The sequence below is a fragment of the Paenibacillus algicola genome, from assembly GCF_005577435.1.
In the GTDB taxonomy this organism is placed as follows: domain Bacteria; phylum Bacillota; class Bacilli; order Paenibacillales; family Paenibacillaceae; genus Paenibacillus_AQ; species Paenibacillus_AQ algicola.
Map to the genome: position 1 here is coordinate 3,730,531 of NZ_CP040396.1, position 15,209 is coordinate 3,745,739.

11 protein-coding genes are annotated in these 15,209 nt (G+C 54.5%); 1 reads left to right on the forward strand and 10 read right to left on the reverse strand.

What is annotated here, in order from left to right; all coding sequences use genetic code 11:
- Nucleotides 1-174: 174 nt before the first annotated feature.
- The 5 genes from E6C60_RS17600 to E6C60_RS17620 all read right to left on the reverse strand — a co-directional run bounded on the left by E6C60_RS17600 (nt 175) and on the right by E6C60_RS17620 (nt 8,461).
- Entirely contained in the window at nt 175-2,160 is a 1,986-nt protein-coding gene (locus E6C60_RS17600) for a heavy metal translocating P-type ATPase (protein ID WP_138227015.1), read from the reverse strand.
- 322 nt (nt 2,161-2,482) lie between these two features.
- Entirely contained in the window at nt 2,483-3,775 is a 1,293-nt protein-coding gene (gene ltrA / locus E6C60_RS17605) for a group II intron reverse transcriptase/maturase (protein WP_138226044.1), read from the reverse strand.
- 601 nt (nt 3,776-4,376) lie between these two features.
- A complete protein-coding gene (locus E6C60_RS17610; RefSeq protein WP_138227016.1) occupies nt 4,377-5,558 on the reverse strand; it encodes a hypothetical protein in 1,182 nt (393 codons plus the stop codon).
- A 193-nt stretch (nt 5,559-5,751) separates the two neighbouring features.
- Nucleotides 5,752-7,044: a homocysteine synthase gene (locus E6C60_RS17615; RefSeq protein WP_138227017.1), complete on the reverse strand. Its 1,293-nt coding sequence runs from the start codon at nt 7,042-7,044 to the stop codon at nt 5,752-5,754.
- Nucleotides 7,045-7,171: 127 nt separating this feature from the next.
- Complete coding sequence (locus tag E6C60_RS17620; protein WP_138227882.1) at nt 7,172-8,461, reverse strand: Gfo/Idh/MocA family protein; 1,290 nt, start codon at nt 8,459-8,461, stop codon at nt 7,172-7,174.
- A 129-nt stretch (nt 8,462-8,590) separates the two neighbouring features.
- Between E6C60_RS17620 and E6C60_RS17625 the strand changes: the two genes are divergently transcribed.
- Complete coding sequence (locus E6C60_RS17625; RefSeq protein WP_233281051.1) at nt 8,591-9,463, forward strand: helix-turn-helix domain-containing protein; 873 nt, start codon at nt 8,591-8,593, stop codon at nt 9,461-9,463.
- Between the two features lie 161 nt (nt 9,464-9,624).
- Here the strand turns inward: E6C60_RS17625 and E6C60_RS17630 are convergent, their stop codons facing one another.
- From E6C60_RS17630 to E6C60_RS17650, 5 genes are read right to left on the reverse strand one after another with little or no spacing between them, the layout of a single operon-like run.
- Entirely contained in the window at nt 9,625-10,488 is an 864-nt protein-coding gene (locus E6C60_RS17630; RefSeq protein ID WP_138227018.1) for an ATP-binding cassette domain-containing protein, read from the reverse strand.
- Nucleotides 10,481-11,329 (reverse strand): hypothetical protein, encoded by an 849-nt coding sequence (locus E6C60_RS17635; RefSeq protein ID WP_138227019.1) that lies wholly within the window; start codon nt 11,327-11,329, stop codon nt 10,481-10,483. Before E6C60_RS17635 ends, E6C60_RS17630 begins: the two co-directional genes overlap by 8 nt.
- Nucleotides 11,307-11,981, reverse strand: coding sequence for an RNA polymerase sigma factor (locus tag E6C60_RS17640; RefSeq protein WP_138227020.1), 675 nt, complete (start codon nt 11,979-11,981; stop codon nt 11,307-11,309). The genes E6C60_RS17635 and E6C60_RS17640 overlap by 23 nt, the downstream gene beginning before the upstream one ends.
- Entirely contained in the window at nt 11,974-14,187 is a 2,214-nt protein-coding gene (locus E6C60_RS17645; protein ID WP_138227021.1) for an ABC-2 family transporter permease, read from the reverse strand. Before E6C60_RS17645 ends, E6C60_RS17640 begins: the two co-directional genes overlap by 8 nt.
- Nucleotides 14,180-15,049 carry an ABC transporter ATP-binding protein gene (locus tag E6C60_RS17650; RefSeq protein ID WP_138227022.1) on the reverse strand — a complete coding sequence of 290 codons (870 nt, stop codon included), beginning with the start codon at nt 15,047-15,049 and terminating at the stop codon, nt 14,180-14,182. The genes E6C60_RS17645 and E6C60_RS17650 overlap by 8 nt, the downstream gene beginning before the upstream one ends.
- Nucleotides 15,050-15,209: the final 160 nt, after the last annotated feature.

The window sequence follows — 15,209 nt, forward strand, 5'->3', positions numbered from 1 at the left end:
ACTTATTATGATTAATTCCGGAGAATCTGTCAACACCCGAGACAGGGATTAAAAGAAATCATTACCATGATTCCTCATTCCTCTCCATCAAGCAAACAAGCCTGCCTGAATGATCCCGTTATTAGGATCATACAGGCAGGCTTGCTGGAGAAAAACGGGGCAAACATTCACATTTTATTTCGCTCGAAGCAGCCGCAGTCCGTTTAGAATCACGAGAATGGTGCTGCCTTCATGACCGATCACGCCCAGCGGCAGAGCAACGCCCTGAATAAAGTTGGCAGATATCAGGGTCAGAATGACCGTTACGGCAAAGACCATGTTCTGCTTCACAATGGCTGCGGCGCGGCGTGCGATTTTGACGGTGGAGGCAATTTCCTCAATGTTGTCATTCATCAGCACCGCATCGGATACCTCAAGGGCTGTTCCGCTTCCCGAAATCCCCATGCCGATGCCTACCGTAGCTGTGGCCAGCGCCGGAGCGTCATTGACACCGTCCCCGACCATGACGACATGACCGTGCTGCTCCCGAAGCGCCCGAACATGCTTGACCTTATCCTCTGGCAGCAGGTCAGAGAAGACCAGATCAACGCCGATCTGGCGCGCGATGGCATCTGCTGTCGCCTTGCGGTCTCCGGTCAGCATCGCGACCCGGATTCCCATGCTCTGCAGCCGCTTGACGGCAGCCGCCGCCTGCGGACGTACCGCATCCTGCAATCCGATCATACCGGCCATCTGTCCGTCACGAAGAATGACTGAGACGGTCTTGCCCTCCTCTTCCAGGCTGCGGCGAAGCTCCCGCCAGTCCGGTTCTCCATTTCGTACCGAGTGAGCATCCAGGGTAAGAGCATCCCCGTCAAGCACGTCGCTTTTTCCAATTCTCCATGCTGTACCCTGCACGGTACCCTGCATTCCCCAGCCCGTTATGGATTCCGCGTTCTCTACAGGCTGCAGTGCAATCCCCTCCGCAGACGCCTTGGCAACGACCGCTTGGGCCAGCGGATGCTTCGACATGCTCTCTACAGATGCACTGATGCCCAGCAGCTCTTCCCGGCTCATTCCGCTGCCAGCCACGAAATCCGTCACCACCGGTGACCCCATCGTTAAGGTTCCGGTCTTATCAAAGGCAACGACGGATGTCTTGGCCATGTTCTCGATATGCGCTCCTCCTTTGAACAGTACGCCTTTACGGGCCCGGTTCGAGATGGCTGACAGCATAGCTGGCATAATGGACGATACCAATGCACAAGGAGATGCGACAACGAGAAAGACCATGGCTTTATAGAAGGAAGTGTCCCAGTCCCACCCTGCCAGCGGAGCCAGCGCAAGGATACCGGCGGTGACTCCCACGACCACACGGGCATAAATAGCCTCAAACCGCTTGATAAAGCGCTCGGACTGCGGAACCTCATTCTCCGCCTCCTCGACAAGCTTCACAATCTTCGCAAATACAGTAGCTTCAGCAGATTGAGTCACTTCAATATAGAGCACACCTTCGCCATTCAGCGTTCCGGCAAATACTTCGTCTCCCACGCTTTTTTCCAAAGGAACCGATTCCCCGGTAATGGAGGACTGATTGACAGAGGACCCTCCCCGATAAACCTTGCCGTCTGCCGGAATCAGCTCGCCCGGCTTCACCAGAATCAAATCCCCGATCTCCAGCTTGCCGACAGCAACCTCCACCATGCTTCCTCCTTCAAGGCGCAGCGCCGTCTCGGGCTGCAGCTCCATCAGGGAGGAAATGTCCTTGCGGCTCCGCTCCATCGTATAGCTCTCCAAGGCTCCGCTCATCGCGAAAATGAAGATCAGCATAGCCCCTTCATTCCAATAGCCAATGGCTGCTGCACCGAGCGCGGCTGCGATCATGAGCAGGTTGACGTCGAGATCCCGCTCCTTGATCAGCGTCTCCACGCCTTCCTTCGCCTTGATCCAGCCGCCCACGGTATAGGAAATGACATACAGAATGACAGAAATCCATTCCGACCAGGAGCTGACCGCCCAGGCTGTGAGCATGAGCACCCCGCTTCCCAGCGCGGCCAGCACCTCGGGATTGCGAAGCAGGCTTGCAAGATCCCATTTGCCGCCGGAATTCGGGCGCTCAGGGCCCTCCTGGCGATGCGCCAGTGATTGTGTACGTGCCCCTCTACTTTGAGTCCATTCCATCTTCATTACCTCCTGTACTTGAGAATGAGATCCATTCTTATTGCCCTGAAAATGACGTATGCTGCCCCGGCTAGGCCGGAGCAGCATACTAATTGAGAATGATAATCATTTTTGACTCAATACAATTTATTTTCCTAAGTGCAACTTTATAGACTTATATTACCCCGATCCCCCCTGGTTGTAAACTCTCTTCCGCCTAATTTTTAAAAAAAATTTTTTTGCTAGAGTAAAGGGCAGATAAATTCTGCCCCTCCTCATCAAACCGTACGTGAGGTTTTCCCTCATACGGCTTTCCGATGTTCGTCATTCATGTGCATGCAGATCACAAGAGCGTTTTAAGTCCACATTGTGAGGACAGTGCTTTCACTTCGCGTAATGAGCTCATCCATCGCGTGCGTTGACGTTTCTTGGCAACCCATTTGGCTAGTCGCTGGAGGATGTACCAGTCCAGTTTCGCCATCTTCTTTTGGCTGTAAGCTGTGTAGTAGTAGTTGCGCCACCCCTGTATTTTAGGGTTTAAGTATTCCAGGTGGTCCTGGAAAGTCTTGTGACGCATATTCGGCGGAGCAAGTCGCTCCTTCACGACCTCTCGGATTCGCTCTTCCGCCTTGCGACACAGCCACTGCTGGGTCGTATAGTATACTTTGCCTTTGGATGTCTCGGCTTTCGTCTTTCGATGGTGCATGCCTAGAAAATCAAAGCCTTCTTCTCCTGTCCATAGTCCAACGATGCGTGTCTTGGTTGGATGTAACGTTAGCTCTAGGCGGTCCATAATAACTCTAATGAGTTCGTACGCCCGATCTGCATCCTTCTTTGTTTTGCAGATGACCACCAGATCGTCCGCGTAACGTGTGAGTTCCCCCATTTTACTGCCATGCCGTTCCCACAGGAGATCAAAGTAATTCAGGTAGATATTCGCCAGCAGTGGTGAAATGACCCCACCTTGTGGTGTACCCAAATCTGAGCGTCTGACATTGCCTTCCTCCATGACACCCGCACTTAGCCACTTCCTCAACAGCTTCAGAATTCGTCTATCGCTGATTCGCATTTCTACCAGCTTGATGAGTTTCTCCTGATTAATGTTGTCGAAGTACCCTTGGATGTCGACGTCGACCACCCAATTCCCTTTGCGGTTGCATGCTTTCCGAATGCGATCTAACGCTTGCTTTGCACTTCGTTTTGGCCTGAATCCGAATGACGTTTCCTGAAAATCCGCCTCGAAGATCGGTTCCATGACGAGTTTCGCTGCCATCTGGATGACGCGGTCTCTCACTGTGGGAATGCCGAGCGGTCGCTTTTTGCCATCCTTCTTCGGAATGTAGTAGCGCCTTACGGGTTGCGGATGATACTCGCCTTCTTTAAGAAGCCGTTGACATTCGTGTACAAAGCATGTTTCTCCTTGTTTCTCGATGTCTGCCAGTGTCTCTCCGTCTATTCCTGCCGAGCCCTTATTAGCTCGTACTCTTCGCCATGCTTCCCAAAGAATGTCCAGCCGGTAGACCTTGTCGTACAACGCGTGAAACCTTCGCTTCTTGTTTTCCTTGGCCGCATGACCTAGTTTCTCTTGGAGTTGTTGAACGTTTTCCTTTGGTGTTGTTAGCCGTTTGGCATTCACTGACTCGTACCTCCTTAAGAAACTTGAACAAAGCAGGGCTCCTTCCCTCCTGCAGGTTGTGTTGTCCTGCATTCTTCGGTACTATGAGCCCCTCGGACTCCCTTCCTGCAGACGGTTCACTTCACCTTTTAGGCTTATAGAGCGTCTCTTTACGGTTTCAAAAAAAAAAACGTGCAGGGGAGGGCCTCCCCAGTTCACTGCATCCTCTTTCATACCATGCCGATCCCCTTACGCCGGAGGATTCTTCACTGTCGTTCCAAGTTCTGAACAGCTTCCATGGCCTTCGTCCATATGCGCGAGACTCGGCTTCCTCTTCCCCTCTTGCGAGGCCTTTTTGACGACGCGGCAGGATTCACTTTATGTTACAGCCTGGTATGTTGCTCGCCCTGTCTCTGACAGGTACTTATGTCGATACGCTTCTACGCACAGATTTCGCCATACGCAGGTATCCTAGCTACACAGGGGCTTGGTCCCTCCTGTGACCGGACTTTCACCGGCTAGAGAATGCGTGCTTAGCTGGGCACGCCACGCAAAAAAGCGCCGCTGCCTGAAATCAGGCCCGCGACGCATATATACGCTGTCTTCCTTTCGCAGCCTGCTGTCAAGCCTCATCGGCCGAGGCGGCAGACTGCTGACTGGCTTCCAGGCGATACCCGGTGAGTCTGACGGCCGTCAGCCATTCCGGTTCACAGCATACCTCGTTCATCCCCAGCCGATACACCGCTCTTAAATCGGCCGGCCGAATATCCCCCCCGGCGCGGATGTCCAGCTCCGGCTTGATGCTGCGCATGATATCTACAATCTCCTCCAGCCGGGAGCACTGCAGCGCCGGACCGCCCCAATCGCTGACGGGCTCCTCCAGCTCTATTATGCGGGCAGGCCCTCCCAGCGGCTGCTGCTCCTGCAGAAGATGGAATCGCGATGCGCTCTCTATATCCATGACGACCAGATCTGCAGAACGCGCAATGCCGGCAGCATCAACAGGCCGCACATCGGGGTGCAGCAAGGCGCCTACCTTACAATGCGCTTCCGGCCACCATGCTCCTAGCGTCTGCCGGCCCACTTCCTCAATGAAATCATATACGGCCAGCCATTCCTCCTCCTGCATCGGCCACAGCGCCAGCAGCGCAAGCTCAAAGGGAATCTCCTCCTGATCACATCGGAGCATAGCGCGAAACATGGCCTCCAGCTGCACATCCTGAAGGGCTAGCCGTTCCTCCGGAGCTGCAGCCTGCCGGGCATCCCAGGCGAGACTGACGGAGCAAGGCTTGCCGTCTGCGGCCTGAAGCAGTCTGATCCAGGACTCTGTCCATAAATACACCAAGCGCCCACGCTTGAGCTTTCTTTCCTCCTCGTCCTCCGTGCATGAGAGCCATGCCTCATACACGGCCAGCAGGCTTTCGTCCCGCAGCAGCTCTTCACCCCGGAGCAAGCCAATGCCCTGAGCCCCCCGCTGGAGACCGGCGCAAGCCCTGGCCACGGAGTCCGCGCGGCTCGTCACCCGCAGGCGGCGCTGGCCGTCACTCCAGCTCAGCAGACGCTGCAGCGAAGCTTCATCGCTGGAGGCTGCGCCCAGCCTCTGAGCGAGGATCGACTCTATATCATCAGGCTGAGCCAGCAGCAGTAAAGCCTCCTCATGCGTGACACCCTTGCCGGCTGCCAGCTCTCCCAGCCCGGTCAGATCGAGTCCCTGCCCGGAATTACGCTCCCATTCCTTTCGGGCAAACCGATCATAAAAGCGCTTCCCTTGCTCGGCACCTTGTGTCCGTTTCGCTTCTGTCATGAGACTCTACCCCTTTTCGTGAATGGTATCGTATTCATGCTGCCGCCTCCATACCAGATTATTGTCCCGGGCCCCAAAATATACGGCTTTCCCCCATCTTTCTGAAGATGAACCTGCGCGCAAAAAGACCCATCAAGCGGTTGTTCACCATGCTTGATGGGTCTTGGTCATATTGTGTAATGATAATGTCAGCTTACGCCTGGCTTGCAGCCAGTGCCTGCTCCAGATCATACAAGATATCATCAATGGACTCCGTACCCACGGAAATCCGAAGCAGCTCCGGATTAACGCCGGCCGCCACCTGCTCTTCAGCCGTCAGCTGTTGATGTGTCGTGCTCGCAGGATGAATAATGAGAGACTTGGAATCACCGACGTTCGCCAGGTGAGAGAACAGCTTCACGTTCTCAATGACCTTGCGGCCCGCTTCGGTTCCACCCTTGATGCCGAAGGTCAGGATTGCGCCCTGGCCTTTAGGCAAATATTTCTGAGCCAGGCTGTAGGAAGGATGGCTTGCCAATCCCGCATAGCTGACCCATTCAACCGCATCATGCTGCTCCAGGAATTCGGCAACCTTCTTGGCATTCTCGCTATGACGCTCCATGCGCAGATGCAAGGTTTCCAGGCCTTGAAGCAGCATCCAGGAATTGAACGGGGAGATGGACGCGCCGATGTCACGCAGCAGCTGTACTCTGGCCTTGATGATGTATGCCAGCGGTCCTACCGCTTCCGTGTATACCACGCCATGATAGCTCGGGTCCGGCTCAGTCAAGCCTTGGAACTTGCCGCTTTCGGCCCAGTTGAATTTGCCGCTGTCCACAATGATCCCGCCAATGGACGTGCCATGGCCGCCAATGAACTTGGTTGCGGAATGAACCACGATGTCTGCGCCATGCTCAATCGGACGAAGCAGATACGGGCTTGGGAATGTGTTGTCCACGATCAGCGGAATACCGTGCTCATGCGCAATCGCTGCAACCGCCTCAATGTCCAGCACGTTGCCCTGCGGATTGCCAATCGTCTCGGCGTACAGTGCCTTCGTGTTCTCATTGATATGCTTGCGGAAATTGTCCGGATTTGAGGAGTCTACGAAATGGACCTTGATGCCCAGCTTCGCAAGCGTCGTCGAGAACAGGTTGTATGTGCCTCCGTACAGACTCGAAGCCGATACGATTTCATCTCCGGCACCGGCAATGTTCAGGATGGAGAAGGTGATCGCCGCCTGTCCGGACGCTGTAGCCAGGGCTCCGGCTCCGCCTTCCAGTGCAGCGATCCGCTGCTCGAATACATCCGTGGTCGGATTCATGATCCGGGTGTAAATATTGCCGAATTCCTTCAATGAAAACAGATTGGCGGCGTGATCACTATCACGAAAGCCATAGGACGTGGTCTGATACAGCGGAACTGCCCGCGACATCGTCGTGGGATCAATCTCCTGTCCGGCGTGTACCGCCAGGGTTTCAATAGACAGCTTGCGTTGCTCTGACATTAGGTATTTCCTCCCTTGTTTACAATGAAAATCATGAGTACAGCGAGAATTTCTCCCATTCTCTCATACTTTCCATCATTTGAAAAGAGTCAAATCCTATTATTTTCATCGGAATTAAAAGGTGGTCTTAAAATTTAACAAGCTGATCCACATGTACCGGTAATCCGGTAGCAATGGCCTTGTTCGCGGCGATCCCGGTCAGAATGGATCTGGCACCGTCAATCTGGTCCGCCGCACGCTGGAACTTATCCTCCGCCGGCTCTCCGAACAGGTCATTCAGCAGGACAGGGTCCCCGCCGCCATGGCCGCCTTCCTTCTCTTCAACTTCAACCTCGTACGGTGCGCCGAACATAGGCAGTACGGTGAGCGTCTTGCCCTTTAAGGCGCCCTCAAGCTTCTTGTCGCCGCCCGAGTTCACGTAGGACTGCTCGACAATAGACATTTCAATCCGGCCCTTCGTGCCGTTGATCGCCAGACGGTAGCCTTCCCATGGCTGATAAGCCACGAGGGAATACGTCAGAATCGCTTTGTTGCGATATTGAACGATGACGCCCATCGTGTCTTCGATGTTAATCCCGTCACCGAATACGCTTTGGTCACGCTGATATCCGTCCTCTTCTTCGGCGTCGAGGTACATGGCCTTTAAATGGTCATTGGAATCCAAATGAAGCGCGAACGGATCATCCTTTGCAGCCGGGCTGCCGGTTGCCCGGTTATAGAACTCGGTCACCCCGCGCTCTTCCGCATTTTCTTTACCGTAGAACATAAGGTCGCCAAATGCAAAGACGGTTTGCGGCTGAGAACCGATCCAGAAGTTTACGAGGTCGAAATGATGTGTAGATTTATGAACCAGCAGTCCTCCACTGTTGCGCTTGTCCCGGTGCCAGCGGCGGAAGTAATCCGCACCGTGCTGGGTGTTCAGCAGCCATTCGAAATGAACCGAGGTTACTTTACCGATGGTTCCCTCCTGAATGAGCTCACGCACCTTGGTGTGGTGGGGAGCGTAGCGGTAGTTAAAGGTAACGCGGATGTTGCGGCCCGTTCTTTTGGAGGCGTCCAGAATTTCCTGGCACTTTTCTTCATCCACTGTCATCGGCTTCTCCGTAATTACATCACAGCCAAGCTCCATGGCGCGGATAATGTAACGATGATGGGTCCGGTCTACGCTAGTCACGATCACATAATCCGGCTTATGCTCCTGAATCATCTGGTCGAACTGATCTGCCGTATACATAGGAATTTCACGATGGTTGTATTTCTCTTTCAGCAGCCGATTGGCATACACCATCCGAGTCTTGTTGCTATCACAAAAAGCGATAAGCTCCGAGCGTTCTTGAAAATGCTCTGCAAGCGCGCCATAAAAAAACTCCGCCCGGCCTCCAGTGCCTACCTGCACATAACGTTTCTTCGTACTCATCATGATCGCCTCCTCTTATATTAGCTTCAGACTATAACAAATAAGCATTTATATCTCCGCATTTTATGCTTTGAAGTCCATAAATGCCGCTTATTTTGCTATAATCTGTGTACAAGGGAGGCGGTATAAATGATGAAAACACCGGTTCAAGGCAGCTATCAGGACCCATCCGGCTGGCTTAGTATCGAGTATGACCGCCGGGTGGGCTATTTCTCCATGGCTACGGATCATATTCATGACCATTATGAGCTGTATTATCTTATTGAAGGGGAACGGATTTATTTCATGAAGGACCGGACCTACCGGATTCGGGCCGGCGATCTGGTATATGTAAACCGGAATGTGCTCCACAAGACGCTGGACAGCGGGCGAGGAGACCACGAGCGAGTCGTATTCTACCTGCAGCCTGATCTTTTTGCCCGCAGCCTGGAGCCGCATCTGGTCCGCCTGCTGCTGGAGCCCTTCGAGCGGGACATTCCGATCCTGCGGCTGCCTGCCCTCGGCAGTGATTCTGCAAGGAGCCTGGTGGAGCGCATTGTAGAGGAAATGGAGCATACCCGGCCGGGACGGGAGCTTCTGCTGCGACAGTGGACGGCCGAGCTGCTGCTGCACGCCTGGCGCAATGTCGCAGCAAGCACGGTTACGCCGGCGGATATTGAACCAATGCTGCATCCCACGATGCAGCAGATCGTCCGGGACTTGAATGAGCGCTTTGCCGAGCCGCTGCAGCTTACACAGGTTGCCGAGGCTCACGACATCAGCCCGTCCTACCTCAGCCGATTGTTCAAGCAGACGACCGGCTTCACGTTCAGCGACTACATTAATCTGCTTCGCATTCAGGAAGCCCAGCGGCTCCTGCGCGAAAGTCAGCTTCCTATTACGGATATCGCGTGGCAGTCCGGATTCTCGAACTTTTCCCACTTCGGCAAAATGTTCAAGCGCACGGTCAAGCTCTCGCCCCGGGAATACCGCCGGCAGTATCAGCTGCCGGACTCCCGCTGAACCTTCCCCCAGCCGTATCCGGCTTCAGGAGAGGTATCCTCCGGTAACCAGTGCCACCTTCTCCTGAACAGCTCGTCCTGCAGCTTCCATTTTTAGCTCGCTCCCTTCAAGGTGTCGTTGTACGTGTTTCTTACCCTGCAGCGTACAATTTGCACCTCACCTCAGAAGCGGCTCTCCTCCAGCGCGTCCAGATGCAGGAAAAAAGCGTCCTCCAGCGTCGGCTCCTTCTCCTGATATTCCGGCCCCGGCGCGGTGTGTCCCATTTGGCGAACCGTTATGCCGCCGGGCGACATTTGGAAATGAATCAGCTTGCGCTCCTCGATCTCCTCAAACTGCTCCCGCGACACCTCGGCCTCCCATACGCTCGACGGAACGCACAGCTTCCATGTCCTTACCGGACCGTAATACCGGATGCTTCCAAGGTGCAGCCAGGTCACGTAATCTGCCGCCTCCTCCCACTCGTTCAGCTCGTGAGCCGCCACCACAACGGTTCTCCCCCCTTTGGCATAGTGGGCTAAATAGGTGATGAGGAACTTGCGTTCCTCGGCGTCCATCCCATTCAGCGGCTCATCCAGAAACAGAAAAGCGGGAGACGCGAGCAGCGCCTGAACGACCGCAATCCGCCGCTGGATGCCTTGGGACAGCTTTTTCACCTTCGTTCGCTGGTAAGGCTCCAATCGAAAATCCCGTATGAATCGGTTCACAGCCTCCCGGGAATACACGCCCTTCAGCTCAGCCAGGTAACGCAGCAGCTTCCCGGTCTTCATATCGCCGTACAGCTCGATGTTTGCAGGGACATATCCGATCTGGCTGCGGACCAGCGGCAGATCGTCTGCCGCCTTTCTGCCCTGATACCGAATGTTACCTGCATCCGGAGAGCGCAGCGTCGTCAGCAGCTCCATCAGCGTGGTTTTGCCGGCTCCATTGGCTCCGACAATCAGGTTCAGACCGCGCTGAATCTGGGCCCGCTCCACCTCCAGCCGGTATGTTCCCGCCTTCCGCTCCAGTCCCTCGATGTCAATCATGAACCGCGCCTCCCTTCAAGGAGCTGCCCGGCTTCTGGCTTTGGCTGTAGGCTTTGTACAGCAGCGCACCTCCAAGAATAAGGAGCAGGACCTCCAGAGGCGTTTTCAACATCGACGTCCCGTTATCTATCGTCAGCACGGTCAGTAAAGCAATCCAGACTATATAGGCTAACAGCGCCGCAGCTACAGCATATCCCATCCCCTTGCGGAACAGCATGAACATCGCCGTCCCGCCGGTCAACAGGAGCACGCTCATCCATTCCAGCAGAAACGGCCCCATCCGGAAATAGGAGTATTCCACAGAAGCCGCGCGCAGTCCCAGCAAAAATGTACTGACAATCCCCAGCCCTGTAATCATGACGGTAACGGACAGCAGCCGGCTGTACAGGACAAGTGATGGGGGGTACGGCGTAATATGCTCTACAGCCCGCATACCGCGGTCCCGGGTCCGGCTGCTGAACAGCATGGAAGACATCAGCAGGAGGGGCGTCACCAGCGGGAAGTAGCCGCCGGGGATGCCGTTCATCCCGCTTGTCGCAGACTGGGGATCGATCAGCAGCACCAGCATACAGAACACAGCGGCGGCCGCAAGCAAAATGGACTTTTGATTCAGGCGCAGCTGATTTAGGAGCAGCTGCTTCAGCGAGGGCGGCTCCACCTCCGCATTAAATTCCAGCTTGATTGTTGCATTATTCATTCTCAGCAGGTCAAATTCGCTTTGCAGCGATGAAATCAATTGCGATGTTTCCTCCGGTGTCGGCGGCGGCTGAATGGCACGGGTTAACGGCTCTCTCAGCTCGTCCTCCAGACGCTGCAGCTCAGGATCGGTAATGGGAGCCATAGGAATACACCTCGCTTTCTGGTTTTGTTCTTGAATGCTCTTTCCGGGCGTCAGCGCAAGACGGGGAGGCAGGAGGAGCCTGGGCGTCCTGCTCCGGGACAGAAGCGCTGGAACGGGGGGAGGCCATCAGGCTCTTCAGCTTGCGAAGGCCGCTATATAAATGCGTCTTGACGGTACTGAGCGGCAGGCCGGTCAGCCCCGAGATCTCCTGCAGCTTCATATCGTGAAAGAAACGAAGTGAGATGACATTTTGCTGTATCTCAGGAAGTGCCGCAAGGGAAGCGGCAATCTCCCTGGAGGTTTCCTGCCGCTCCAGCAGCTCCTGAGCCCCTGCCGTTTCATCTGCGGCATCCGGCAGCTCCTCTGCAGGCAGCTTCTCGGAGCGGTACGCTGCGCTTTTCCAATAATCTCTGCACAGATTGAGCACCACCCGGTACAGCCAGGCCTTGACGTGCTCCAGCGCCCCGTGGCGGCGCAAATGGCGAATCAGACGCACAAACGTTTCCTGAACCATATCCTGTGCTTTTTCGCGGTCGCCCAGCTGGCCGGAGGCATAGCTGAGCAGCGGCCCGTGATAACGGGACACCAGCAGCTCAAACGCCTCCTGATCTCCCTCAGCCATCCGCTCGGTCAGCTTCTGGTCACTAATCAAGCTCTTCCCCCCTCTCATGCACCGACATCATCTCATCCCATTTCTCATTCCATTGTTTATAAGACACCGGAGCCTCCGGCTGGTAATATGCTTCTTCTCTGCCCGGCAGCCTCAAGCCGCTGCGGTAGAACTCATTCAGCAGGCCTTTCAGCTGCTCTGTCCTGCCGTCTTGAATCGCTTTCGCCGCCTGCGCGGCCAGCTTGTTACCCAGCCGATCCGGATCGGTGGTCTCATCCCCTTCATGAAGCAGGATCTGTACGGATCTTGCCCAGCCGTATGAATGCTTCAGCTCCGCGTCACTCAAGCCTTTTTCCTCTTTGTAATAGAGATACCAGAACAAGCTGCTGATCAAATGACGGACGTCCTGCTCTTGCTCCAGCCCTTCCTCTCTCAGTCCAGTCTGATTCCCGAACAATATCGTATTCATCCATTCCCCGGGAAGACTTTCTATATCATATTGATAATAATACTTCCCAGAAATGATCAAATCACCTTTCAGATCGCCCCCTGCATAAAAGGGATGGTCTGTATATATAATCTGAACCCGCCTGGTGCGTAGGTCCTTCACCCATGTCTCAAAGTAGGCATATCGGGTCTCCAAATGCTGCAGCAGTCCTTCCGCATAAAGCCGATCGTACGGCGTCGTAATGATCGTCACCGGAATCTTGTCGCTAGGCAGCTCCAGCAGATCCCGGCTTCCATACAGTTCCACACCCCGCGTCTCTTCTCCCTCAAATCGCTGATACCCCGGCTTACGCTCGGTCTCCAGAATACTGGCATATACAGGACAAGCATACCCCTCCAGGGTCAGCGACATTTGTGCGGGAGGCAAAATCAGTGGCCGGTACACGATGGCCTGATTATAAATTACGGAGTTCATGCCGCTCTTAAAATAAATAGGCTGATCCCCCGGCAGCGGGTACCAGGCTGCACTGGAAGGAAGGTTCACCTCGCAGCCTACGCTGAACAAGGAGCGGTTATAGGGCGGCTGGTACAAATAATCTCTCGGCTTGCCGGTATAGCTCACTGTAGCCTGCAGCTTCCCCGAGCCCCCCTCCGGCAGCAGGATGTCCAGATGATCCCCTTGGCGGTAATATTCAGCCTTGCGGTTCTCGATGCTGACATCGACGACCTGGAAGCTGCGATGCAGCGTTAGCGGAAATACCTGCCGGCTCTCCCCGCTGGATGGCGGGATGCTGAGCACTGCAGTCAGCTGAAGTGAGTCATCCTGCTGTCTTTGCAGATGTATATCATATTTTGTGATTTCATACTCCGGATAAAAGTCCGGCTTGTAATTATCTGGATTACTTGCTGAGAGCAGAGTAGGATCTGCCAGAAGCTGCTCATACACCTCATAACGCTCCTGCCACAAGCCAAGGAATGGCCGAAATGCCGCGGTCGCCAGCAGTATGAACGCCAACGTCAATAAGGTCCAGAAGGCCAGATAACGCGTCGGGCGTTTCCGGTTCAGCAGCAGCAGGCTGAGTGACAGCAGCAGCAAGGTAAAGGCAAGCACAAAGAGCCAGGACGCATTCAGCTCCTTCCGATACAGGGCAATGCCCCACACTTCAGAAGACATATTCAAGCTGTTCAGGAAGAATTGATTGAGATGAAATGCGGACAGGAACTCCAGTCCAATCTGTCCAATCAGAAAGATATCCATGAAAAAAGTCCCAAACATCCAGGCGCAAAAGCCGATGAGATAGACAACCCGATTGCCGATCCACACCGCCAGCAGCATAGACAGTGCCAGGGTAACCAGATAAGAAATTTCCGATTGTATCATGAAATGCAGAAAATCTCTGCCTGCAATGTCTGCTGCAACCCCTTGTGTCCTCGATACATAATAAAGGACTGTATTCGCCGGCAAGGTATAGAGCAGGAGGTACAGCTGGCCCACGGCATATTTGGCCGACAGCATCAGCGAGTAGGAAACCGGCAGGCTCCGGTTCCACTCGAAGGAAGGCTTGCGGACATCCCGGCGAATCATAAGAATGCCGAGCAGCATAACCACACCCAGCGACAGCGTGTGGGCGATTGCATATCGTTCATACAGCTGCCTGAATACTCCTTGGTACTGCGAGAACGGAAGCTGATCCATATAGAGCAGAAACAGCAGTCCAAGGATTAACGGGAGCAGCAGGAACAAGGGATTGCCCAGTAACAGCCGGAGCTCCAGCTGGCACTGCCGTAGCCATTTATACATGACGTTCCCTCCGCAGCAAAGAAATATAACCTTCCTCCAGCTCTGGCTCTACCATGACGCTGCCGGCGAAAGGCCGCCTTGCATGAATCATGCGGCAGATCATATGCTCCCCTTCCTGCCGGCTCGACAGAATCAGAGAAGGATCAGCAGCTTCATACTCTTCATGACTCATACGGGCTTCCCACAAAAAGCCACGCCCGCATGCCTGCAGCTCTGCGAGGCTGCCTGCCATAATGAGAGAGCCTTCATGGAGCACAGCCACCTCATGACAGTTGCTCTGAATGTCCGCCACGATATGTGTGGAGAGCAGCACCGTCCGGTTCAGGCTATAGCGTGTCAGCATGTTCCTAAAGCGGACACGCTCCCGCGGATCCAGGCCGGATGTCGGCTCGTCCACAATCAGTACATCCGGTGAGCCGAGCAATGCCTGGGCAATGCCGATCCGCTGGCGCATGCCTCCGGAGTAGGTCCGCATTTTTTGATCGCTGTGGTTGTTCAGGTTCACCACCTCCAGCAGGCGCGATACTTCTGCTGTGCGCTCCTTTCGGCTCTTGAGCCCTTTCATAGACGCAATATAATCCAGATAATCTCTTCCCGTCATCTGCGGATATACCTGAAAATTTTGCGGCAAATACCCGATGGACTGCCGGATTTCCTCCGGCCGGCTCAGCGGGATACCGCGTATCGTCACCCGCCCGGAGGTAGGAGATGCCAGCCCTGCCAAGATCCGCATCAGCGTGGATTTCCCGGCACCGTTAGGTCCCAGCAGCCCGGTCATGCCTGTCCCGAAGACAGCCGATATGTCCAGCAGCGCCCAGGCGCCGCGGCGATAGGTTTTGGAGACGTGTTCAATGCTAATCATAGAATTTCCTTTCTCATGTGCCCGGTATGATCACGAGTTTACCAGCGGTGCTGGACTCTTACGGTTATAACGATACAACCCGGGATAAAGTTTAAAGGTACAGCGAAATACACGAATTGTAGCACGAGAGCTTTTTTAATATTTAAACTGTAAAATCCAT

Excerpts from the sequence above, each read along its gene's own strand:
- E6C60_RS17625 (WP_233281051.1), top strand. The coding sequence starts at position 8,591 with ATGATGAAAACACCGGTTCAAGGCAGCTATCAGGACCCATCCGGCTGG.
- E6C60_RS17610 (WP_138227016.1), bottom strand. The coding sequence starts at position 5,558 with ATGACAGAAGCGAAACGGACACAAGGTGCCGAGCAAGGGAAGCGCTTT.
- E6C60_RS17650 (WP_138227022.1), bottom strand. The coding sequence starts at position 15,049 with ATGATTAGCATTGAACACGTCTCCAAAACCTATCGCCGCGGCGCCTGG.
- E6C60_RS17615 (WP_138227017.1), bottom strand. The coding sequence starts at position 7,044 with ATGTCAGAGCAACGCAAGCTGTCTATTGAAACCCTGGCGGTACACGCC.
- E6C60_RS17630 (WP_138227018.1), bottom strand. The coding sequence starts at position 10,488 with ATGATTGACATCGAGGGACTGGAGCGGAAGGCGGGAACATACCGGCTG.
- E6C60_RS17620 (WP_138227882.1), bottom strand. The coding sequence starts at position 8,461 with ATGAGTACGAAGAAACGTTATGTGCAGGTAGGCACTGGAGGCCGGGCG.
- E6C60_RS17635 (WP_138227019.1), bottom strand. The coding sequence starts at position 11,329 with ATGGCTCCCATTACCGATCCTGAGCTGCAGCGTCTGGAGGACGAGCTG.
- E6C60_RS17600 (WP_138227015.1), bottom strand. The coding sequence starts at position 2,160 with ATGGAATGGACTCAAAGTAGAGGGGCACGTACACAATCACTGGCGCAT.
- E6C60_RS17645 (WP_138227021.1), bottom strand. The coding sequence starts at position 14,187 with ATGTATAAATGGCTACGGCAGTGCCAGCTGGAGCTCCGGCTGTTACTG.